This is a genomic window from Paenibacillus sp. EPM92, assembly GCF_016586185.1.
Lineage (GTDB): Bacteria > Bacillota > Bacilli > Paenibacillales > NBRC-103111 > Paenibacillus_G > Paenibacillus_G validus.
The window spans coordinates 1-21,405 of sequence record NZ_BCPS01000036.1 but is presented as its reverse complement, the minus strand read 5'-3'; the positions used below and the strand labels follow the sequence as shown (position 1 = coordinate 21,405).

Below are 21,405 nucleotides of genomic sequence, written 5' to 3'. Positions count from 1 at the left end.
CTGACTTGCTCATTGTTGAAGCTAGCTGAGATATCGCTATCTCTTATTTAAAGCACTCACTCGATGTTCAGTTTTCAAAGGGCAATTTTGAAGTTCGACAATAGTCAACCTTCCGTCGTTTTTTCGACTTGTTTTTACAAACTCGTCAAAAGCGACCTTTATAATATATCATATCCATTCAGGCGATTGCAAGTCTTTTTTTTAAAAAACTTTTCTCAATCGACATCATATCGACTGTTTTCGCCTGCCGGTCAATCGGCCGGAAGAACAATATATCACACTCCATTAACAATTGCAACACTTACTCCCTCGGATTTTTAAATCAATGAATCGAGATACACAAGGCTCCGACGGGTCCCCTTCCGGGAAGAAAACGGTTCAAGAAAATGGGAGGCCCGAAGGCCTCCCTACCTTTTTCAACTATAATCCCGTCGCCTCTGCGGTTCCTAGATGATGAGCCAATTCCTCATGAATATGTCCGTTCGTAGCTAGAACATGTCTGACTCCCAAGTGATACGGGTTGCCGAGCGTATCCGTCACACGCCCCCCGGACTCCTGAATCAGCAGCGCTCCGGCAGCCATATCCCATGCATTCAGGCCGATTTCCCAGAAGCCGCTGAGTCTACCCGCCGCCACATAAGCCATATGCAGCGCAGCCGAGCCCGCAACACGAAGATTGCGTACATAAGGGCTGACGGCTTGAACGCCCTTCAAGTTGTGGGCCAGTGCGACTTTGCGATCGGCCGGGAAGCCTGTTGCAATCAAGCTATCGCGAAGCGCGGTCTCTGACGAAACATGCATTCTTTTACCGCGAAGATAAGCGCCCTTCCCCTTCTCCGCAACAAAGAGCTCGTTGTGCACCGGGTTATACACCACGCCCACAATAACCTCGCCACGATAAGCAAGCGCGATAGATACGGAGAAGAACGGGAAGCCGTGTACGAAATTCGTCGTACCATCCAGCGGATCGATGATCCACAAATACTCCTCGTCGCTTACTTGGGCCAGCGCCGCTTTGGACGCCTCCGGCCCGGGTTCGACGCCCTCCTCGCCCAATATAGCGTGGCTTGGAAAATGCGTATGAATCAACTTCCGAATCATCAACTCCGCGCCCTTATCCACTTCCGTCACAAGATCATGCGGAGAGTACTTTGTATGTAAGGTGTTGAAATCGCCGAGTTTGCTTTGAATCCATTCTCCGGTCTTGGAGGCGGTATTAATCGCTACCGCGGTAAAGCTTTTACTTCCGACGGTGAACGTCGTATCCTGATTCGGCATGAACCATCATTCCTTTGCAATTCGTTGGGTAGCCCAAGCTAATATGTACAGTATAGAGAAAATACGTTCAAAAGGCTACGTCGTTTCGCCTAAACGTTAAGGAATTGTGTCCAAATGGAAAAAACCACCCGGGACGTCACTCGCTACGGATGGTTGTCATGTTCTTGATCGGTGGTTATACGCCAACAATATGATAACCGCTGTCCACATAAATCACTTCGCCCGTAATGCCGCGGGACAGATGACTCATCAAGAACAACGCGGTATCTCCGACTTCCGCCACATCGGTCGTACGGCGCAGCGGAGCTTTCTCCTCGACGGTACGCAGGATGGAATTGAAATCCTTAATGCCCTTGGCTGCCAGCGTCCGAATCGGTCCGGCGGAAATCGCATTGACGCGAATGTTGAACTGGCCGAGGTCGTTGGCCAAATAACGTACGCTGGCTTCAAGAGCCGCTTTGGCTACGCCCATGACGTTGTAATTTTTCATCGCGCGCTCCGCGCCGAGGTACGTCATGGTCATAATACTGCCACCTTCGGTCATCAGAGGATGAAGCCTTTGAGCGACGGCTACGAGCGAATAGGCGCTGATATCGTGAGCCAGTGCGAAGCCTTCACGCGACGTGCCTACGAACAGGCCTTCCAGTTCTTCCGTTTTGGCAAAAGCGATGCTATGTACAATACCGTGCAGCACGCCGAATTGGCCGCGCAGCGACTCGGCCAGCCGGTCGATATCTTCGTCGACGGTGACGTTGCAAGGCATGATGACGGCGTTCGGAATCGTATCCGCCAGCTTGCGTACCCGTTCCTCCACCCGTTCATTTTCATATGTAAACACTAAATTTGCCCCTTGGGCGGCTAAGGACTGGGCAATGGCCCATGCGATGCTGCGGTCGTTGGCGACTCCCATGACGACGATGTTTTTCCCTGCAACCAAACTCATAAATTCCGTTCCCCTCTCTACACCAAAAATAAAGCTCGTACTCGTTCTTCCTACTCAAAGTACTTCATTTCAGCTAAGATTTCAAGAGCGCTTTTTGTCGGAAAATGCTGCCGCTAAAGCTCAAACGAGGCTTGCGTACGAATGGTTACGTCAGGCTCGTCCCGCACCGCAATCATGAGCTGCATCAGGGCGTCGTCTTTCATTTTCGCTTCCAGCATAACATCGAGGCGCGGCGTGACCGGGGCCACGGCGCGGAGGAAAGCGAGCAGTACCGGAGTTTCGATATAGTCGGCATGGCCGCGCGGATCTGTCTCGCTTCTCGGACTGGAGATGTGAACCTTCGGGGGCAGCTCCTCAGGCTCAGCTGCCGAATCGGGATCGCGCTGGGCTTTGCAGCCGCTCCAGGTCTGCCTGATCCGCGGCCACAGCGACTTCGCCTCTTGGCCGCAAGGATTCACTTGATCGTGGTGGATGTCCAGCACCATCGGCACCCCAACGGCTTCGGCAATCTCCAAGGTTTCAAGCGCATTGAAGGTCTTGTCGTCGTTCTCAAGCGTAATTCTTTCGCGAATCCGTTCGGACATGGCGGCGAAATTTTGAATAAAACGGCCCCCGGCTGTTTCTTTGCTGCCGTAGGTGCCGCCGATATGAATGTTGCATTTAGCAGAGGCGTCCAGTCCCATCGCTTCCAAGACTTGTACGTGGCGCTCCAGATCGGCGTAAGATTTTTGCAGCACGTCTTTGCGCGGCGTACTGAGCACGGTAAAGTGATCCGGATGAAAACTGATCCGCATTCCATGCCGAATCGCATAACGGCCGACTTCCGCGAAATTATCGGCAAGACGACCGATCGGGTCCCAATCGCCGAGCTCCTCATGACCAATCAGGGGAATGAGCTTGGAGGAGCACCGGTACATCTCGATATCGTGAGCCCTGTTATGCTTTAGCAACCGCAGCGTATTTTGAATGTTCTCTCCGGCAATGCGTTCCAGCTTGCGCAAGGCGGCTGCGCGATCATCCAGTTTGGAGAAGTTGGCGTAGGTCATCGTTTTGGACGGGGAGGCATTCTTGACGGCCACCGACATGGCGACATAGCCGAGACGCACTAACATGCCAGTATCACGCTCCTGTTTGAAATATAGCTTACCCAACGTTGCCCGCGTTAAAAAAACTAAACACCCCTTTACCGATCCGGTAAGAGGTGTTTCCCAAAGTTATCCTTGCTCTCTGGAGCCGAAAAACATTTCGTGCGCGAGCGCCGTCTGCACGCGAGCTTCCTCATCGTTCAGCTTGCGCACAAGCTCCATCTCCACTTGCGTCACTTCTTCGCCTTGAAAGTTGATTTCCGCAATCGAGGCCAAGATCTTCACAATGGCAATCGCCCGGTTATCCGGCGTATACGCGATGACCTTCTGGCCGGTCGGAAAGACGCGGAAGCCGCTTTTGACCATTTTACCTCGGCCGTATTCCAGAAGTTCGTACAGTTCCTGCTCCGATTTGAACTTGCATACGGAATTGAACTCGGTTTGAAAACCCATTAGCCCGCTCCTTTCGCCCTAATACCTGCATGTAGCCTAAGCATAATGGATGCTTTCGGCAGAAAGCAAGTGCGGAGGAATTAGACGTCAAACGAATACTGAAGACGCTGCTTGTCGGCATGGCGCTGAAGCGCCAGCTGAATCAAATCGTCCAGCAGTTCGCCGTACGGCTTGCCGCTTTCCCGCCACAAGAGCGGGTACATACTGTAAGGGGTAAAGCCTGGCATCGTATTAATTTCATTAATGAACACCGCGCCATCTTCTTTGCGCAGGAAAAAGTCGACCCGCGACAAACCGGAACCGTCAACGGAAAGGAACGCGCGAATGGCCAGCTCGCGAATTTGGTCCGACGTCTCCCGTGGAATTTCGGCAGGAATAATCATCGACGATTTGCCGTCGATATACTTGGCTTTATAATCATAAAATTCGTTCGAGGATACGATCTCTCCTACGACGGAAGCCTGCGGTTCGTCATTGCCGAGCACCGCCACCTCAACTTCACGGGCGTTGATGAACTCCTCTACGATAACTTTACGGTCGTAAAGGAACGCCAGGTTGACCGCTTCAATCAGCTCTTCGCGCGTACGCGCCTTGCTGATCCCGACGCTCGATCCCAGGTTGGCCGGCTTCACGAAGCAAGGGTACCCGATGGACACTTCGATCTCCATGAGGAAGAAGGCGTTATCTTTCTCCCATTGCGTCTTAGTGAAATGACGGAACACACACTGCGGCAAGCCCTCTTGCGCGAATACACGCTTCATCATCACTTTGTCCATACCGACGGAAGAAGCAAGCACCCCGGTTCCTACATAGGCGATATTGGCCATTTCGAGCAATCCTTGAATCGTGCCGTCCTCGCCGAATGTGCCATGAAGCAGCGGGAAAATGACATCGAACGGTTTACCCGCTTGGCCGGCCGTATCCGTCGCCGCTGTTGTTCGGGTTTGCGCCTGCTGAATCGAACCGAAAATCGGCTGGAGCGCAAAAGCGCCGGTCGATGCGGAGGGACCGTCGAACGTAAGCGCCTGCACCGTTTCCACCGGCCCCGTTAGTTGCGTCCCGGCGCGCCATTCGCCGGTTTTCGTTATGTAAAAGGGGGTGACCTCATATTTATTCAGGTCGAACGCCTTGATGACGGCAAGGGCGGTTTGCAAGGATACCTCATGCTCTCCCGATTTCCCCCCATAAATTAAGCCTACTCGAATTTTGTCGCTCATAAGAACCTCCGGATCGCATCTTTAAATAATGATGTAAGTGGAACCATCATGACGGGTTTCAATATAAATAATTTGCATGGTCATCGGCATAAAAGCGAAACCTAGGTAGGACGTCTCGTCTCCAAAGGCTACAACGAATCGGCAATATGGATGAAGCGATATCGCGTTCGTTCCGTCCATGCATGGGAATCGGTGTAGCTCCAATACCGGTGCTTGCTGCTTATCGTATGGGCGTTGACGAGCGGCATGCCGTTCGCGTCCTTAGCCGTGACGACGGTGCTGTGCTGGAATCGGCCGTTGCCGTCCCAGTCATAGCTGATGCAATCGCCGATGTCGAGGTCCTGCGGAGCAAAAACCTCTTGCCCGCGCAGACCGCGTCTGCTCGTCAGCAAATAAAAAGGCAAGCTGTTGGCGACGGACCAGCTGAAACTCCACAGCTCTTGTCCGCCGGCACGGCCTTTGTACCACCAGCCCGAATCCCTTTTACCAGTATAGTTCATAGGCGCTCCGCCTGCAAAGAGGCATTGAGACACATAATTGGTGCAGTCGACTTCAAACGTCAAAAAAGCGGGATTCTCTTTGTCCCACCATAAATCGGCATAAAAGGCCGCCGCATATCGATTATATACGGCCCGCGCTACGGCGTTAGGCCATTCGGGGATCATATCGCGATTCAGAAACGGAACGGAAGGCGCGCGCATGTAGTCGAAGGACGAGCCGTCGTCTTCGGCCTCAAGCCACGCGCCAGGGGCCGCAGGACGAAGACGGAGAGCCTGCTCCGTCCGCAAAGCTTCGATCCTGGAGATCGACCAGCCGTCCGAATCGGCGAGCAGGATGAGGCGCTCCTTCTCGATACGACGCTCTTCATGAACGGTTTCCCGGATTCGCCCGAACTGTGTTCGCTTCAGCGTCACTTCCGCAACCGTGTGCTCGGGCTGCTCCGAAACCCGGTCGATCACGAGCCGCGTCTCGCATTTAACCGGAACGAGCTTGCGGTCGCGGTCGCTTTCCGCGCGCCGGGTCAGCTGTATATGCTGCCGTTGCAGGAAGGCGGTGTCCTGCACGAAGGGAAGCAGCGGGTCGACGGAATAATCAAGTTCCATTTGATTCCGGTGATGTACATATTCATAAAGGGTCGTTCTCCAAGACATGGTTTCCAAACCCCTTTCCTAATAGAAGAGACTTGATAAGGCGAGCGTATGATCGTTGAACCCGAAAGTAAGCATTCATTCCCATCGTATGCCTCGAAACAAGCAAAAATGATTCAAAACAACCTTTACGAAGAGGGGCCGCAGCATGTATACTGTAAGCAAGGCTAATTTGTGAAATTAAGTTTCATAACGTGAAACTTAGCGCACGCAGCTTTATTAAAGATGATTTAAGGAGGAAATGCCATCATGTCTAACAAAGACCAATACTCGGTCCGCAAGCAGCTGAACGTAGGCAGCCAAACGTACAACTACTACAGCTTGCCGGCGTTTGAAGAGCAGGGCCACGGCAAGATCAATAACCTGCCTTTCTCCATTAAAGTGCTTCTCGAAGCGGCTATTCGTCAATTAGACGGAAAAGCGATTACGTCCGAGCACGTTAAACAAATCGCAAACTGGGCCGTGGAGCGCGACGCCAACAAAGAAATCCCGTTCATTCCCGCACGTATCGTGCTTCAGGACTTTACAGGCGTACCGGTTGTCGTTGACCTTGCGGCTATGAGAGATACAATGAAGCGCGCAGGCGGAGACCCGAAACGAATCAATCCGCTTGTACCGGTAGATCTCGTTATCGACCACTCCGTTATGGTTGATGCTTTCGGTTCGAAAGACGCTTTGGAATTCAACGAAAAAATCGAGTTCGAGCGCAATGAAGAACGCTACCGTTTCCTGCGTTGGGCGCAAACGGCGTTCGACAACTTCCGTGCGGTTCCGCCGGATACGGGGATCGTTCACCAAGTCAACTTGGAGTACTTGGCATCCGTAGCCGCTACCAAAACGGTTGACGGCGAAACGTTCGTTTATCCGGATTCCCTGGTCGGTACAGACTCACATACGACGATGATCAACGGCATTGGTGTCGTAGGTTGGGGCGTCGGCGGTATCGAAGCCGAAGCCGGCATGCTCGGACAACCTCTGTACTTCATAACGCCTGAAGTTATCGGATTCAAATTGACGGGTACACTCGCAGAAGGCGCTACGGCGACCGACCTTGCGTTGACCGTCACGCAAATGCTCCGCAAGAAAGGCGTTGTCGGCAAGTTCGTCGAGTTCTACGGCCCTGGTTTGTCCAACATCAGCCTGGCCGACCGCGCAACCGTTGCGAACATGGCACCGGAATACGGCGCAACCATCGGTTTCTTCCCGGTTGACGCCGAATCCTTGAACTACTTGAGAAGCACAGGCCGCGACGAGAACCAAATCGCATTGGTCGAAGCTTACTATAAAGCGCAAGGCATGTTCCGCACGGACGCAACGCCGGATCCGGTTTTCAGCGACGTGATCGAGCTTGATCTCGCTTCCGTCGTACCGAGCCTTGCCGGTCCGAAACGTCCGCAAGACCGCGTCGAATTGACGAACATGAAAGAATCGTTCAACAGCATCATCCGCACACCGATCGACAAAGGCGGATACGGCCTGTCGGACGAGAAAATCAGCGAAGTCGTCGAGGTACCTCATCCGAACGGCGAAGTCAGCAAAATGGGCACAGGCGCCGTCGTCATTGCGGCTATCACGTCCTGTACCAATACATCGAACCCAAGCGTAATGATCGGCGCCGGCCTCGTTGCGAAGAAAGCGGTAGCCCTTGGTTTGCGTAAACCGGGCTACGTCAAAAGCAGCTTGACGCCTGGCTCCTTGGTTGTCACCGAGTACCTGACCAAAGCGGGCTTGATCGAGCCGCTCGAAGCGCTCGGCTTCCACGTTGCCGGTTACGGCTGCGCGACTTGCATCGGGAACTCCGGTCCGCTTCCGGACGAAGTCAGCAAAGCGATCTCCGACAACGATATGACGGTAGCCGCCGTATTGTCCGGTAACCGGAACTTTGAAGGCCGCGTTCACGCGCAAGTGAAAGCCAACTACCTGGCTTCGCCGCCGCTCGTCGTTGCCTACGCAATCGCCGGTACGGTCAATATCGACTTGGCGAACGAGCCGATCGGTTACGATCAGAAGAACGAGCCGGTTTACCTGAAAGACATCTGGCCGTCTTCGCAAGAAATTCAGGAAGCGATCAAATCCGCGATGAGCCCTGAGATGTATCGTGCAAAATATGCGGATGTATTCCGTTCCAACCCGCGCTTCAACGCGATCGAAGTGCCGGAAGGCGACCTGTACTCCTGGGATGAGTCCACGTACATCGCCAACCCGCCGTTCTTCACGAATCTCAGCTCCGAGCTGAGCGACATTGCCGATATCCGCGGCGCGAAAACGTTGGCGCTGATGGGCGACTCCGTTACGACGGACCACATCTCGCCGGCCGGTAACATCAAGGTCGACAGCCCGGCAGGTAAATACCTGCTCGAGCACGGCGTGAAGAAAGAAGACTTCAACTCGTACGGCTCCCGCCGCGGTAACCATGAAGTGATGATGCGCGGTACGTTCGCGAACATCCGGATTCGGAACCAAGTGGCTCCGGGCACCGAGGGCGGCGTAACGACTTACTTGCCGACAGGCGAAGTCATGTCGATCTACGATGCTTCCATGAAATACCAAGAGCAAGGCACGAACCTTGTCGTTATTGCAGGCAAAGAGTACGGCACCGGCTCCTCCCGCGACTGGGCGGCTAAAGGTACGTTCCTCTTGGGCATCAAAGCCGTTATCGCCGAAAGCTTTGAGCGGATTCACCGCTCCAACCTCGTCGGTATGGGCGTGCTGCCGCTGCAATTCGTCGAAGGCCAAAGCTGGAAATCGCTTGGCATCACCGGCCGTGAAACGTTCGACATCGTGGGCCTCTCCAACGATGTGCAGCCGGGTCAGAAAGTAACTGTCAACGCTACGCGTGAAGACGGTACAACGTTCAGCTTCGAGACGCTTGCTCGTCTGGACAGCTACGTGGACGTGGAATACTACCGCAACGGCGGTATCCTGCAAACCGTCTTGCGTCAGATCATGGCGTAAAACGACATTAGCAAATAAAGAGGCAGCCCGATGGGCTGCCTCTTTATTATTTATACGGATAGAGCCGTGAGCTCCGATCCCTGCCAGAAAGCTATCGCAAGTTACTTCAGCATCTTCCCCATCCGCCGGGCGGTTTCCATCAGAAGCGGCGCCTGCTCCTTCATCTTCTCCACCGTCAACCGGTTGGAGGGGCCGGATACGGCCAGCGCGGCGACCAGCCGCTGGGCGCGGTCGAAGATTGGCGCGGATACGGCGGCGGCGCCGGGCTCGCGCTCCTCCACACTCGTGGCGTAGCCGAGTGTGCGCACTTCGCTCAGCTGCTGCAAATACGACTCGGAGGCCGCGGCAGGCGGCCATGTCGGATGGCGCAGCAGCGCCTGCTGCTCGTCGCTTTCGGCGAAGGCGACGAGAATCTTGCTCGACGCGCCGACGTACAGCGGCAGGCGGGCTCCGATCGGCGCGACACGGCGGATCGCCTGATTGCTCTGCACGGCCTGCACACGCACACGCTCCATGCCGTCGCGGACATACAAGCTGACCGTCTCGCCGATCTGGTCGCGAAGCCGCTCCATCTCCGGCAACAGGATGAGCGCAGGGTCGTCGCTATGCGTCAAATTCGCCGACAGCTCCCAAATGCTGAAGCCGAGCCGATACCGCTCGGAGGCGGGGTCGCGGATAACGAAGCCTTTCCCCTCCAGGGAGGCAAGCAGCCGATGCACGGTGCTTTTATGCAGCCCGACCCGACCGGCGATCTCCGTTAGGCTTAAATCCTCCGCTTGGGTAAAACAAAGCAATATATCTAACGCACGTTCTACAGCGCGAACCGTTAATTTACCATCTTCCATCCATTTCCCACTCCCCGAAAACCGGTTTCACTAGTTGAAATCTATTATACTCCATCTTTTTATATTTTCCTACTGGGTTCTTTCTATTACAGCAAGATTACAGAATGTTAACATTTTTCGCGCAATATTGACGACATGTACGCCTCCAGCTTAATATAAAAATATAAGTATGGAGCTCCGGTTACGCAGCCCATCCCTGTCAGCTTTGCTAACAGTCATCTCCGAGAAATGGGGGGGAACCTCTTGAAACCCGACTCTTTCACACCGGTACCTCTAAATTCCGGCAGTGTTGAAATCGCTTCCAAATCATTGCCATATATCCGCCGCCGCAAAGGCTGGCTTCTTGCGCTCTTATCCGTTCTACTGCTGTTGTTCAGCCTAGGCATGGCGTTTCATGCTTATATCGCTTGGACGCTGGCGCGACCGCATATCGACCCGCTCAGCTCCAATCCTTCTGCGGCGTTCGGCGCGTCGTACGAAGACGTCACGTTCCCCAGCCTGAACGAATCGTCAGAGCTTTCCGGCTGGTATATACCTGCGGTCAGCCGTCTGGCCGGCACCGATATCCAGCGGCAAACCATCGTCTTCTCTCATGGCTACGGCGGGAACCGCGAAGAAATATGGGTCCCCCTCTATGACCTGGCCAAGGCAGCGCATCGGCTCGGCTATAGCGTCCTGATGTTCGATTACGGGTACGTGCAGCCTCAATGGAACGTCACCGGCGGACTGCGCGAATCGCAGGAGCTGCTTGGCGCCGTAAAGTATGCGAAAGACCGGGGAGCCGAACGTGTGTACATATGGGGATTCTCCATGGGTGCCGGAACGGCTCTGCAAGCTTCTCTGCAATCCAAAGATATCGACGGCATGATCCTGGACAGCACGTTCGTGCTGGAGCCGGAAACGTTGTACCACAATATGAAACAAGCCGCTAATGTGCCGAAAATTTCTCAATCGCTCGTGCATATGTTTTTTCCTATCATCAACGGCGTCAGCTTGAATCAAATTCCGTATCAGAAGGTCAAAGAAACCGCCTATTCGATTCCGATCTTCTTCATCCACAGCAAGAAAGACGTCAGGGCGCCCTACGAAATGATCCAGGGCATCTTCACCAAGCAGCGCGCGGATTCCGGTTCGTCCTTGTGGCTGCTTGAGGACGACGGACATGAATTGATCTATCGGGCTCATAAGAAAACATATTTGCAAATGACGACCGGCTTCCTGAAGTCGTTGTCGACGGCGCCCGCCGACCCGATCAAATTCGGCACTTCCCGGTAATGCTGTTTAACATAACGCACAAGCCTCCTCGAATACAATAGTCTCGAAGCCCTCCGTTCGTCTATGAACGATGGAGCGACGAGGCATATCCGAGGAGGTTTTTTGTTTATGCTGTATGTATACGGGGCTCTTATGCCTTTGCGGGTGCTGGAGGAGATCCGTTTCTGGAAAATGCAAGAGAAGGAGCACACCGTCGTCATTCGCGAACTTGTGCCCACGCTGGAGCCGCCCTATATCCAGCTGCTTGAACAATGGGAAAGCGTATTCGCCCGGACGGAAGCCGCCGCAGGTCAGTGGATCGAAGCGATCATCCGCAGCCCGGCGCACATCCCGCCCTATACGGATGCGAAAGTAAACGAGCTGCTGCAGACGTCTGCAGCGCAATCCCAGGCATTCGTCCAGCAGTTGTTCCTGCTGCTCGACAAGAGCGCGCCGGTCAAAGCGGATCCGGTCGTTCGCACGGTTGTCATGCATATTATTCGGGAATCCGAATATTTTCTCGGCGTCCTGCAGGCCGTTCAGTACTTGCCGCACTCCGGCTGGAGCTTGCCGCCGCATGACGATTACGGGGACTACGGGACTACGCTCCAGCCGCTGCAGCGGCCAGCGGCCGAGGAGCAGGCCGACCTTCTTCCGGCCGCCGGGCACAGAGAGCTCTTCGACGAGCCTGGCGCCGGGGAGCCGGCAACGCAAGAAGGAGCATGGTCGATGGGCCTCCGGCCAACCGGTTCCCAGAAGCCGGTGCCGATCGGCGGACATAAGCTGCCTCCCTTGCCTTACGCTTACAATGCCCTGGAGCCTTATATCGACGCCGAAACCATGAGGCTGCATCACGACAAGCATCATAAGAGTTACGTGGATGGATTGAACACAGCGGAGAAGATGCTGGCCCGCGCCCGTGAGTCCGGAGACTTCGCATTAGTGAAGCATTGGGAACGAGAGCTCGCCTTTAACGGCGCCGGCCATTACTTGCACACCATTTTCTGGAATGTCATGAAGCCCGGCGGGGGCGGCAAAGCGACCGGCCCGATCGCTGCCGAAATCAAAAAGTCGTTCGGCAGCTTCGAAGCCTTCCAGAAGCAGTTCAGTGCCGCGGCAGATAAAGTGGAAGGCGGCGGTTGGGCGATCCTTGTCTGGAGCCCGCGCAGCCACCGGTTGGAGATTTTGCAAGCGGAGAAGCATCAGAACCTGTCGCAATGGGATGTGATTCCGCTCCTGCCGCTCGACGTATGGGAGCATGCGTATTACCTCAAATACCAGAACGAGCGCGCCAAATACATCGAGGCGTGGTGGAACACCGTGAATTGGCAGCATGTGAACGACCGCTTCGCCGCCGCAAGCACGCTGCAATGGCCCCCGACTTGACGCTCAAGCAAAAAGGCCTTACAAGCGGGATAGCGCTTGTAAAGCCTTGCATCATTCGGGTATGCTTACTAGTCCTTAATGAGCGCTAAAAACTCCGCGCGCGCCGGCGCATCGGTCCGGAACAAACCGCGTACGGCCGACGTAACCGTCTTGCTGCCCGGCTTCTTGACGCCGCGGGCGCACATGCACAGATGCTCGCCTTCGACAACGACCATGCAGCCGTGCGGCTCCAGCACGTCTACGATGATGTCCGCAATCTCGGACGTAATGCGTTCCTGTACTTGCAAACGCCGGGTCACGGCCTCGACGAGCCGGGCGAATTTGCTTAGGCCCGCAATTTTACCGCTCGGGATATAACCGATGTGTACTTTGCCGAAAAAAGGCGCCATATGGTGTTCGCATTGACTGTAATACACGATATCTTTTACAATGACCAGCTCTTCGTGCTTCTCGTCGAACGCAACGCCCAATATTTCTCTCGTGTCGGCATCGTAACCTGCAAAAATTTCTTCATACATCCGGGTTACCCTTGCCGGGGTATCCAGCAGCCCTTCGCGGTCTACGTCCTCGCCGATCAAACGTAAAATTTCTCGAATATGATGTTCGATTTGCTCCCGGTTGTCGGCAACCCGACCGTTTTTGTATTCTTTAGCCGGCATCGCATACTCCTCCTTCTTCGTCCGCCAGCTGCGGGGTTCAAGGGAGAATGCCCGCACGATCGTCCTTGGGGCTCAAACTAGGGACGAAACTTTTGATTTTTCATCATTTGCTGCATTTTTTGCATTTGCTTCTTATCGAGGTTGTACCCCATTTGTTTGGCCATCTGCTGCAGCATGGCAGGATCGCTCTGCATTTTCTCCAACTGCTTGCGCAAATAGGATACACCGATGAAAAAGCCCGCCGCTCCGCCTGCAATCAAGGCGACAACGGCCGTAATCGCGTACCACATGATTTCTTCTCACCTCAGGCGTTGTTGAATGTCATCACTTCATCATAACATGTCCCGCTTCGGGTGACAAATGACATCTGGACCTCACATTTGTACGCCTTCGATGAATACCGTCGTATGCTTCGCCAGGTCCACTTCCTTCACCTCAAGCTCATCCGACACGTTCTTGACCACCCGTACGATGGGACGCCCCGGCAACCCGCGATGCTGGCCGACCACGACACCCGTCTCTTTCGTCGACAGCCGTACCGACGTACCGGTCGGGTAGACGGACACTGTACGCAGGAAGTGGACGACCGCTTCATGGTCCAGCTTCTTCCCGGCGAACGCCATCATCCGCTCGCAGGCGTCGTGCGGCAGCATACGGCGCCCTTCCGTTAAATCGAACAGCAGGTTGTCGTAGGTATTGGCCACCGCCACAATCTTGGCGTACAGATGAATTTCATCTCCGCTCAGCCGGCGCGGCATCCCTTCGCCGTCGATCGTCTCATGATGCTGAAAGGCCACATGCGCGATCAACAAGCTCAGCTCCCGCTTATGCTTCAACACTTCGAAGCCCCGCCACGAGTGGTGCTTGCGCGGATCGGCCGCTTCATCCTCGGTGATAAGCTCCAGCTTACCGACGTCGTGCAGCAGCGCCCCGATGGCCATCTCTCGCAGTTGAACGGTGGACAACCCCATATTGATGCCGATGAGCACGGACATCATACATACATTAACGGCATGTATATACATGTCATTGTCTTTCGTCCGAATATCCGAGAGCTGCACAAGCACCTCTTTATTCGCCATGATTTCTTCGAGCAAAGGATCGACGCTTTGGTACAAATATTTGGTGTTGAAATCTTTGCCGGAACGAATCGAATCGAACGTTTCGCCCATCCGCTGCATGACGGCCCGTTTCGTTTCCTCCGAAATGATCTCCGGAATTTCGATGTCTTCAAACTGCTTGTCTTTCACATAGACCATCGTGACGCCGATTCTCTTCAGCGTGGTGATCATGTATACGGTCAACTGTACGCTTTCGGAAAGCAGCACAGCCCCGTTCGCCGAGAAGATCGTCTTCCCCAAATACTGACCTGACTCCACATTATCTATATGCACATATCTCATAATGCCGCTCCTTCCAAGCGATAGCCCTCGTGCCGCAGCAGGTACGTCTTGATGTCCAGTCCTCCGCCATAACCGACCATGGAACCGGATGCGCCGATAACGCGATGACACGGCACAATAATCGGCACCGGATTGCGGTTGTTCGCGCCGCCAACCGCCCGGACGGCTTTGGGCGCTCCGATCCGTTCGGCGATGTCCTTATACGCGCAAACCTGCGCATACGGGATCGATTGCAGCGCCTGCCACACCTGGCGTTGGAACGGAGTCCCGCGCAAATCCAGCGGAATCGTGAAGCGCTGCAGCTTTCCTGAAAAATAGGCGTCCAGCTGAGCTGCCGCTTCCTTTAACAATGACGGATTTCGTTCCCAACGCGTCTTTCCGAACCAGCGGGACGACCACGCCTCCAGCTTCGACCGGTTCGGCTCGAACGCCCCGAACTCGATCTGGCATAAAGCGCCGCTCCAGCCTAAGGTGAGCCGGCCGATCGGAGATTCGATTTCTTCATATCCGATGGTTGTCATCATACGCTGCTTCACCTGCTCCTTCCACCCTCTCACGGGCCAGCGCCTTGCCGATCTCCCGGAGAACGGCCTCATCCTGCTCATGCCGCGACGCTTCCTCCAGCGCCACCTGTGCCGCAGGACCACCGATGCGCCCTAGCGACCAGGCGGCCGAGCCGCGAATCTCCGGCCGCTCGTCCCGCTGCAGCAGCTGAGCCAGCTCCGGTACGCTGCTTGCATCGCGGAAATTGCCAAGCGCCAGCACGGCGTTGCGTTGAATCGGCTTCTTTCCCCGCCAAGAGGCCGCACTGCTGCCGAAGCGTTCCTTGAACTCGCGGTTGGACAAAAACAACAGCGATTTCAGCAGCGGTTTGACCTGCTCCGGATCCGGGGTCATCTCCGGATGATGGTCGGCATGGATGCCTTTATTTTTCGGGCATACGATCTGGCACGTATCGCAGCCGTATAAGCGATTGCCGATTTTTCGTTTCATCTCATCGTCTTCAATCAGACCTTTCGTCTGTGTGACGAAGGAGATGCAGCGCTGCGCGTTCAGCTGTCCCGGTCCGACGAGCGCTCCCGTGGGACATGCGTCGATGCAGATCGTGCAGTCGCCGCAGGATTCAGTCACCGGTACGTCCGGCGGGAACGGGATATTGGTGACGAGCTCGCCCAAATACACCCAGGAGCCCCAGTCCGGCGTGATAACCGAGCAATTTTTACCGACCCAACCGATGCCCGCCCGTTCAGCGACCGCCCGGTCGACCAACGCCCCGGTATCGACCATACTGACCGTCCGGGCACCCGGCACACGTTCCTTCAGCCACGCCTCGATGCGCTCAAGGCGGCTGCGCAGCACATGGTGATAATCAAGCCCCCATGCCGAGCGGGATAACATGCCCCGATAGGCGCCCGGCTCTGAGCGCGGAGGCGACTTCAGCTTCGAAGGGTAGGCAACCGCAATCGAAACGATCGAGCGCGGCGCTTCGAGCGATAACGCCGGATTGACGCGCTTGTCCAAGTCGGGTTCCTCGAAGCCGGACTCGTACCCCTTCTGCCGATGCTGCACCAATATCGTCTTTAATTCCTCGAACGGTTCTGCGCTCGCGAACCCGATCCGATCCACGCCGAGCCGCGAAGCCTCGTTCCGCAGCTCTTCTTTCAGAAGCGCCCAATTGATAACGTCCGTCCGGGTCGTTTCCGTTCCCATTACAAATTCCTCCATTGCCGAATCGGCCAAACGATCCATTCCGCCCGCCCTTCGACAAGCGATAACGGAACGGCGCCGAAGCTGCGGCTATCGTTGCTGGCATAACGGCGGCGGTTGTCGCCCATCACGAACACGTAACCATCCGCAACAGTCAGCGGTTCAAACCGGCCGTCCTGGATGGAGGTCTCGGTATAAGGCTCATCCGCCTCCTTGCCGTTCACATACAGTTTACCGCGCCGAATATGCACTTCATCTCCCGCAACGGCCACCACCCGCTTGACGAGATACGTTGGCCCTTCCTCCGCATCGGCCGGTTCCCGCAGCACGACGATGTCCCCTCGCTGGAGCGAACCCGCATAGCGAAGCGTTTTATTAATAAACAGCCATTCCCCTTCTTCGAGCGTAGGCTGCATCGAATTGCCTCTGACAGCGGAGACATGAAACAAATACTGGTGAACGAGCACAACGAGAATGAGAGCGACGGCCATCATTTTGAACCATTCCCACATTTCGCGCGGCCATCCTTGACCCGTATGAGTCTCCGCTGACTCGTCCGACATCAAAACGTCGACCTTCTTGGTTGGAAACAGCCGCATCCTACCCCTCCGATCTCCGTTCCAGCCATTTCTGGTAATACATGTTGACCAGATCGTCTTGAAAAGGCGGCTCGCCTCCCCGCACGCGTGCGAGTAAATCGTGAAGCCCCTGCTTCACCTTCGTATCGACGATAGCCGAATAATGATACATTTGTTTATGACGCTCGTATTCCTCTTGATCGACCACATGGATGTCGCCCGCGGGCAAACGAATTACGTCCAAGTCGTAATCGATGTACGTAATTACGCGTCCGTTCACGTAAGGAGGCGAGGCGATATTGCAATAATAGCGTATCCCCCGCTCTTCCATTAAAGCCACAATGTTAAACCATTCGCCCGGGACGAAGAACGAAACGCCCGGAATGCGGCTGACCCATTCTTTGCCGTCGGCTTCGACAATTTTCGTCTGGCTGTTGATCAGCACGTACATCCCTTGCTCCCGGTGGCCATGATGCAGCAGCCGTTCGGGCACCCGCCAGTTTTCAAGCCACATCCGATGCAGATGCCCGTCATGTTTAAAACTTTTGATGATATAAGTAGGAAAAGTTTCCATGAGGTCTAACCCTTCTGCCTTCGGTATCGGCCGGCAGGCGCTTGGGGGCGGTCCAAGGCCATGCTCCGTCTCTTGCTACTAGCATAAACGTATGCAGGACGGCTTTCAAGAGTACAGCCCCGCGAGGCACAAAAAAAGCACAACCGCGAAGGCTGGCGCCTCGTGTCATGCTTGTTTACCATATAAAAAGAGAATTCTTTCTTAACCGTTCACGATACTTAACCGATGCAGGTTTCTGGAGAAGTCGTCCGAACCGTAACCGGCTTTCTCGTACACCGGCAGCACCACTTCATTATGTACGTCGACCGTAACCATAATGCGGTGCACCTTGCGCCCGACAAAACGCTGGCGGAGCGCCTCGATCAACGCTTGCCCGATGCCGCGGCGCTGATACTCTTGCCCGACGGCGATTCGGTAATAGTAGGCTTGCTGTTTATCAATCGTTCCGACAATAACGCCGACGATCTTCTGTTCTTCTTCGGCAACGAGGATGAGCTCGCTATCCCAGGACAATTGCCTGGCGAAAGCCGCCATCGTCTCATCGTAACAATCATCCGACATCACATCCCTGAATAATTCCGTGACAGCAACAGAATCCGAAAGTTGAAACGAACGAACCTGATACGAAGTAACAAGCATGCTGCACTCTCCCTACCATTCAAATGGTACCTTATAAATTACGACAAATAATGCAAAAATCCTTCTGAAAATTAAAAAAACCTTCATTTTCTTAAGTTTTTTTACAAATACTCTTGAAAGCGCTTAATAGAAAGCGTTTTTAAGGAATTATGATCAATTGTGTCCAATTATTGTCATATACTGCAGCTTATTTTCTTCTTCCGTGTGCAATACCGCCGGGGATGATCACGCAAAAAATAGTCTCCTCTGCAGACGGGAGACTGATCTTATACACCGCATCCCGCGTTACAGGCTCTCGCCGGGGTTCGGCTGCGAATTGAATTTATAGCCGTACCCGCGGATATTTTGTATGAATACCGGGTCGGACGGGTTCGCTTCGATTTTTTTGCGCAGGCTGCTGATGTGTACGACCACGGTACGCGTATCGGAATAGCTCTCGGCCCCCCACACGTGACGATACAGGTCTTCAGCCGTAAACACACGGTCGGGGTGCTGGACCAGGAACAACAAAATTTGCATTTCCTTGGTTGATATGCTCACCGGATTCCCGTTCAAGCGCACCGTATAATTGGACATGTCGATCTCCAGCCCGCCGAACGAAAGCTTACGGAAATCGCCGCGAGCCGGTACGGCCACCCGATGAAAAATCGGCGCCCGCCGCAAGTTCGCTTCCACGCGGGCCACCATCACTTTCGGATCGAACGGCTTCGTAATATAATCGTCCGCCCCTAGTCCTAAGCCATGAATAATGTCCTCATTCTCCGTGTTGCAGCTAATAAACAAAATCGGCACATTGGATACCTTCCGGATATTCTCGCATATTTCCAAGCCGTTCATCCCCGGCAGCCCGATATCCAGCATGACCAAGTCCGGTGCCGTCATCTCGAATTGCTTCAGTCCTTCGATGCCGTCTCTTGCCGACTGCACCTCGTACCCGTGAGAACTCAAGTACAATTGAATCAGTCCGCTAATTTCCTTGTCGTCCTCCACAAGCAAAATACGATGACCCGACACGTCAGCCCACCTCCATATGCAAAAATTCAACCGGCAGCGTAAAGCGGAATGTCGATCCCTCATTCAGCTTGCTGTCCGCTTCGACCTTACCGCCATGAATGTTTACGATTTCTTTGGCAATGGCAAGGCCCAGTCCTGATCCTTCGCCCGCCCTCCCGGTCTGTTCCCCCGAGCCTTTCACAAACCGGTCGAACACGTGGAGCAACACAGACGGCTCAATGCCGACGCCGCTGTCCACGATGGAGACGATCAATTCGCCCTTGGCCGGGTCGCCGGGGTTTGCCGCAAGCTCCCCTCGAATGCTGACCGAACCGCCCTCCGGTGTAAATTTCAATGCGTTATAAATCATGTTGCCGGTTACCTGTTGGATTCGAAACGGATCGATCGACACGATGGGCACGGCTGGCGACTCTCCGCTCTCAGGCGGGACCAGTTCAAATCGCAGACCCCTGTTCTCCACATCCAGCCTGTATCTGCCGAAATATTCAAGGAACAGGTCCTCCACCGTCACATAAGTAAAATGAAACTTGGCCTTGCCCGCTTCCAGCTTCGACAAATCGAACAAATCCTGCACCAGCCGGCTGACAAGCACCACTTTATCGTAAATCATCTGTAAATAATGACGCTCATCCGTTCGGATAATCCCGTCCAGCATCGCTTTCAAATACCCCTGCACCGCAGTCATCGGCGTTCCCAGCTCATGGGAGATGTTCGCGAGCAGCCGCTGCCTCGACGATTCGGCCTGCTTCAAATGGCCGTTTGCTTCCTTCAGTTTTTCATAGCTTCTTTCGAGCTCCTGTGTCCGTACCTTGATTCGGTCTTCCAGCGTCGCATTTAGCGACAATAATTCGCCGGACACCTTTTCCACTTTATAATAAGCGTTTGAAAATTTTAACGCAACGATCAACGTCTGCACGAAAATGAACACGACGACGCCGTACGGCGCGAAGTCGATAGAATGGAGCACGGCGTTATAGTACAGGATGTCGTTCAAAACGGCCAAAAACATGACGATGGAAGCCAAACCGTTCAGCAGTGCGCCCTCCCGCCGCCGATACGCCGCTCTGAAGAAAACAACCAGCAAATAAGTGAACACAAGCACGCTGTATACTTGAAACGACACCATCGTATACGTAAACACCCGCGCCGGAAACAAGAGCACGACCAGCGCAAACGCAAATCCGACTGCCACGATCCATTGTGTCAACCGGCGCAGCATATCCTGCGGGTACAGCAAGTTAACGAACAGGGCGAAGATCGGTATGCCGATATAGGGCGCCAAATACTCGGCCTTCACCGCCAGCTCCCACGGGATGTCCGGGAAAAGTCGAACGAGCAGGGTGTCCCCGAGCAGCATCGAACGTATAGCGAGCAGCACGCAGACCAGACTAATAAGCAAGCTGAGGTGATCGAGCTTCCGCAGAAGGAAAAGCGCCAAATGATACCCGCCCAAGGTCAGCAGCACGATCGAAATAACAAGCTGGGAAACAAGATTAAACTCACGTTTATAAGTGATGGCTTCCGGACTGCCGATATAAAGGCTGGTCCAAAGCCCCCCTTTACGCTGCACGAAATTCGACACTTGAATGACAATCTCGTTGCTGCCGCCCAGAGCCTGGAAGTAGATGACCCGGGCGTAATTTTTGGGTTTCATCGTCTCGCGCTGCGTGCCCACCTCGCCGCTCTGCGCCTTCAGCTCCCCGTTGATCCAAAGTTTGTACGCCGAGGCCGCCGCCGGTACATAGAGCGCCTTGACGGTATCGCGCTCCGCATCATTTAACTGGAGAAGAAGCCGGTAAGTCGCATAACCTTGTCTATCGGGAGCGGCTTGTCTCCCCCCTCGGCCGGAGCCTTCTCCCGTGCTGGTGCCCCATATATGAGGGAGCTTCACGGTTGCGGATGAGGGCGCAGCAGCTGAGGCCCGGTTCGCCGCCTGATCCGCAAAATCGCGGGGCTCCAGCAGCTGCCTCCAATAGAACGTCCACGGCCCGTCCAGCGTGTACACGTCCTGATCGTGAAAGGACCAGCTCGCGGCATCCGTGACGGCAGCATCTCTGGAAGCCTGTTCCGCTGCAAACGCCGGGACCGCGAATAGAAGCGATGTGAGGATAAACGAAAAGAGGAAAGCGATAGCTCGCATACGTTATAACGTCCTTCGCCGCATAATCTTGGCAAGTTTTTCCTCTTATTATAACCTTAATTTTTCGCATAGGTTGAAGTTGAACACTTAAAATTCAAAAAAACGCCGAAACGCAAGACAACTCGCG

20 protein-coding genes are annotated in these 21,405 nt (G+C 54.5%); 3 read left to right on the top strand and 17 right to left on the bottom strand.

Annotated elements, in window-relative coordinates; all coding sequences use genetic code 11:
- Positions 1-420 precede the first annotated feature (420 nt).
- The 6 genes from JMF85_RS06795 to JMF85_RS06770 all read right to left on the bottom strand — a co-directional run bounded on the left by JMF85_RS06795 (position 421) and on the right by JMF85_RS06770 (position 6,127).
- Complete coding sequence (locus JMF85_RS06795; RefSeq protein WP_127609022.1) at positions 421-1,278, bottom strand: inositol monophosphatase family protein; 858 nt, start codon at positions 1,276-1,278, stop codon at positions 421-423.
- A gap of 175 nt (positions 1,279-1,453) precedes the next feature.
- The gene (fabI, locus tag JMF85_RS06790; protein ID WP_054798462.1) at positions 1,454-2,221 is read right to left on the bottom strand and encodes an enoyl-ACP reductase FabI; all 768 of its coding nucleotides are present in this window, start codon (positions 2,219-2,221) and stop codon (positions 1,454-1,456) included.
- A gap of 113 nt (positions 2,222-2,334) precedes the next feature.
- A complete protein-coding gene (uvsE, locus tag JMF85_RS06785; RefSeq protein ID WP_155615725.1) occupies positions 2,335-3,333 on the bottom strand; it encodes a UV DNA damage repair endonuclease UvsE in 999 nt (332 codons plus the stop codon).
- Positions 3,334-3,435: 102 nt separating this feature from the next.
- Positions 3,436-3,759, bottom strand: a complete 324-nt coding sequence (locus JMF85_RS06780; protein WP_054798461.1) for a hypothetical protein — start codon at positions 3,757-3,759, stop codon at positions 3,436-3,438.
- Positions 3,760-3,839: 80 nt separating this feature from the next.
- Positions 3,840-4,976 (bottom strand): D-alanine--D-alanine ligase, encoded by a 1,137-nt coding sequence (locus JMF85_RS06775; protein WP_127609019.1) that lies wholly within the window; start codon positions 4,974-4,976, stop codon positions 3,840-3,842.
- 128 nt (positions 4,977-5,104) lie between these two features.
- On the bottom strand, positions 5,105-6,127 hold the full coding sequence (locus tag JMF85_RS06770; RefSeq protein WP_201317953.1) for an amidase domain-containing protein: 1,023 nt from the start codon (positions 6,125-6,127) through the stop codon (positions 5,105-5,107).
- 246 nt (positions 6,128-6,373) lie between these two features.
- On the opposite strand from JMF85_RS06770, the gene acnA reads away from it, so the two are divergent.
- Positions 6,374-9,079, top strand: coding sequence for an aconitate hydratase AcnA (acnA, locus tag JMF85_RS06765; RefSeq protein ID WP_201317952.1), 2,706 nt, complete (start codon positions 6,374-6,376; stop codon positions 9,077-9,079).
- A 101-nt stretch (positions 9,080-9,180) separates the two neighbouring features.
- Here acnA and JMF85_RS06760 read toward each other — a convergent pair whose 3' ends face one another.
- Positions 9,181-9,924, bottom strand: coding sequence for an IclR family transcriptional regulator (locus JMF85_RS06760; RefSeq protein WP_054798460.1), 744 nt, complete (start codon positions 9,922-9,924; stop codon positions 9,181-9,183).
- A 243-nt stretch (positions 9,925-10,167) separates the two neighbouring features.
- On the opposite strand from JMF85_RS06760, the gene JMF85_RS06755 reads away from it, so the two are divergent.
- Positions 10,168-11,199: an alpha/beta hydrolase gene (locus JMF85_RS06755; protein ID WP_230876357.1), complete on the top strand. Its 1,032-nt coding sequence runs from the start codon at positions 10,168-10,170 to the stop codon at positions 11,197-11,199.
- Between the two features lie 108 nt (positions 11,200-11,307).
- Positions 11,308-12,564 (top strand): Fe-Mn family superoxide dismutase, encoded by a 1,257-nt coding sequence (locus JMF85_RS06750; RefSeq protein ID WP_201317951.1) that lies wholly within the window; start codon positions 11,308-11,310, stop codon positions 12,562-12,564.
- 68 nt (positions 12,565-12,632) lie between these two features.
- Here JMF85_RS06750 and folE read toward each other — a convergent pair whose 3' ends face one another.
- From folE to JMF85_RS06700, 10 genes are all read right to left on the bottom strand, one after another.
- Positions 12,633-13,223 (bottom strand): GTP cyclohydrolase I FolE, encoded by a 591-nt coding sequence (gene folE, locus JMF85_RS06745; RefSeq protein WP_127609015.1) that lies wholly within the window; start codon positions 13,221-13,223, stop codon positions 12,633-12,635.
- Positions 13,224-13,300: 77 nt separating this feature from the next.
- On the bottom strand, positions 13,301-13,513 hold the full coding sequence (locus JMF85_RS06740; protein WP_127609014.1) for a YneF family protein: 213 nt from the start codon (positions 13,511-13,513) through the stop codon (positions 13,301-13,303).
- Positions 13,514-13,597: 84 nt separating this feature from the next.
- Positions 13,598-14,626: an HD-GYP domain-containing protein gene (locus JMF85_RS06735; RefSeq protein WP_054798402.1), complete on the bottom strand. Its 1,029-nt coding sequence runs from the start codon at positions 14,624-14,626 to the stop codon at positions 13,598-13,600.
- On the bottom strand, positions 14,623-15,150 hold the full coding sequence (locus JMF85_RS06730; protein ID WP_305781542.1) for a methylated-DNA--[protein]-cysteine S-methyltransferase: 528 nt from the start codon (positions 15,148-15,150) through the stop codon (positions 14,623-14,625). The genes JMF85_RS06735 and JMF85_RS06730 overlap by 4 nt, the downstream gene beginning before the upstream one ends.
- Positions 15,128-16,336: a tRNA epoxyqueuosine(34) reductase QueG gene (gene queG, locus JMF85_RS06725; RefSeq protein WP_127609013.1), complete on the bottom strand. Its 1,209-nt coding sequence runs from the start codon at positions 16,334-16,336 to the stop codon at positions 15,128-15,130. The genes JMF85_RS06730 and queG overlap by 23 nt, the downstream gene beginning before the upstream one ends.
- Positions 16,336-16,932: a signal peptidase I gene (gene lepB / locus JMF85_RS06720; RefSeq protein ID WP_164751912.1), complete on the bottom strand. Its 597-nt coding sequence runs from the start codon at positions 16,930-16,932 to the stop codon at positions 16,336-16,338. The genes queG and lepB overlap by 1 nt, the downstream gene beginning before the upstream one ends.
- A 1-nt stretch (position 16,933) precedes the next feature.
- A complete protein-coding gene (locus JMF85_RS06715) occupies positions 16,934-17,485 on the bottom strand; it encodes a DUF402 domain-containing protein (RefSeq protein ID WP_201317950.1) in 552 nt (183 codons plus the stop codon).
- Positions 17,486-17,686: 201 nt separating this feature from the next.
- Positions 17,687-18,124 (bottom strand): GNAT family N-acetyltransferase, encoded by a 438-nt coding sequence (locus tag JMF85_RS06710; RefSeq protein WP_201317949.1) that lies wholly within the window; start codon positions 18,122-18,124, stop codon positions 17,687-17,689.
- Between the two features lie 285 nt (positions 18,125-18,409).
- The gene (locus JMF85_RS06705) at positions 18,410-19,138 is read right to left on the bottom strand and encodes a response regulator transcription factor (protein WP_201317948.1); all 729 of its coding nucleotides are present in this window, start codon (positions 19,136-19,138) and stop codon (positions 18,410-18,412) included.
- A gap of 1 nt (position 19,139) precedes the next feature.
- Positions 19,140-21,278, bottom strand: a complete 2,139-nt coding sequence (locus tag JMF85_RS06700) for a sensor histidine kinase (protein WP_201317947.1) — start codon at positions 21,276-21,278, stop codon at positions 19,140-19,142.
- Positions 21,279-21,405 lie beyond the last annotated feature (127 nt).